Source organism: Vibrio sp. D173a (assembly GCF_030248475.1).
This window is the reverse complement of sequence record NZ_JAHGAH010000650.1, coordinates 1-1645: the sequence shown is the minus strand read 5'-3', so window position 1 is coordinate 1645 and position 1645 is coordinate 1. Positions and strand designations below refer to the sequence as shown.

Below are 1645 nucleotides of genomic sequence, written 5' to 3'. Positions count from 1 at the left end.
AAGTTATGAGATTGGTGGCGTATTTACTTACTTTTTCGATAGTACAACTCTTTTGTCTCGTGAAGTGATAGTGGTGCAAGAATATGAACGCGATAAATTTGAAATTTAAACAAAGAGGCGTGTTCGCAATAGAGTTTGCTCTCGTAGGAGTTTTTTTGGGGTTGCTTCTTATGATTGCAATCGATTCGACCATTAAAATATCAACTAAAGGAAAGCTCGATCGTCTATCTTTTTCATCAGTAAATCTGTTGAAAGAAAGAACGCAACTTTATGGTGAGAACTATACAACATCGCAAGCTGATGCTGATCTCGTTGTAGATGTGGTAACAAATTCTTTTGGTAGAACGATTGCAAGTTTTGATAGTTCTAAGTTCGGTGTTTTGATTGAAGAGCAAACTTACCAATCAAACGGTACTCCTAATGCACTAGTTACGTATCGAGATGGAATAAATTGTCAACCCGCCCAAGTCCTATCAGTTATTGAAAAGGACTTAAGTGTTGTGACTTCTTGGGGACGCCAAGCGACCTTATATAGAGTCACTTTGTGTTATGAAACGGAGAATCTACTCGCTAACTTGAGTGATTATGGATTTAGCACAGTACAGTCTTCGTCTGTGATAGTAGGGAGGTAGTATGAGTGACTTACTATCCCATAAAGAGCTTAAATTTAGAAAGCAAAAGGGGCATGCGGGCATATTAACAGTGTTAATTTTACCTGCATTATGGGCTCTGTTTAGTTTAGGGACTGATGGCGCACGTGCGATTCAAGATAAAGCTCGCTTAGACGATGCACTTGAAGCTGCTGCATTAGCGGTATCAGCGCATAATGATGATAACATTGACGATGGTTCGGGAAGTGGGAGCAAAGTTAATCAAGATATTGTAAAGGCGTATGTTAATGCATATGTGACTGATAAGGAGAGTATCACGTCCGTTAAAATTCAAAAGTTAGATTGCCAAAGTATACCTGATTGTGTTTCAGGTTTGGAAAATGGCGGTTCGCGTTTCTTCCAATATCAAGTCTCGGCAACAACCAAACATGATAGTTGGTTTTCAAGTGACGAAAATTTTGGTGATGATTTTAATGTATCTAGTTCAGGGACATCTAGAAAATACCAAGATCACCCAGTTGATGTTGTATTTGTATCTGACTTTTCAGGTTCAATGGATAATAACTGGAAGGGAGGCAAGCAGAAAAAATATCAAGATCTGAGAGATGTTATTTCAGCAGTGACAGTAGAGCTTCAGAAGTTTAATGATATTGTCCAACTTGATGACAATACAATTTCTTTTGTTGGTTTCAATAATTATGTTCGAGTTTCTGATCATAATAAATGTTACTTAGACCAGCTAGATTACAAAGTAAATATTAAATTTGACAATGGTGTACCAAAACCAGAAGTCGAAGTCGATTTTTCTAAAACAGTTAGCAATGTGTTCAAAGAGAAAAGCAATGCAAATTGTAGAACGACCAATATTTATGAAGATGCCATCTTTTATGATATTGAACCAACGACGAAATTTACTCAATTTAATACTGACGTAAAAACCTTTAGACCCGATGGCTATACTGCATCTCATCAAGGTTTAATTCGTGGTGCACAATTGGCAATGCAAGGGAAAAACCCACGTAGATTGATTATTA

General features: G+C 37.1%; 2 protein-coding genes. Both read left to right on the top strand.

The window, feature by feature from the left end; translation table 11 throughout:
• The first annotated feature begins 83 nt into the window (after positions 1-83).
• Positions 84-632 carry a tight adherence pilus pseudopilin TadF gene (tadF, locus tag KIV40_RS28230; RefSeq protein ID WP_285352520.1) on the top strand — a complete coding sequence of 183 codons (549 nt, stop codon included), beginning with the start codon at positions 84-86 and terminating at the stop codon, positions 630-632.
• Position 633: 1 nt separating this feature from the next.
• The coding region (locus tag KIV40_RS28225) for a pilus assembly protein TadG-related protein (RefSeq protein ID WP_285352518.1) at positions 634-1645 on the top strand (1012 nt) is incomplete at its 3' end.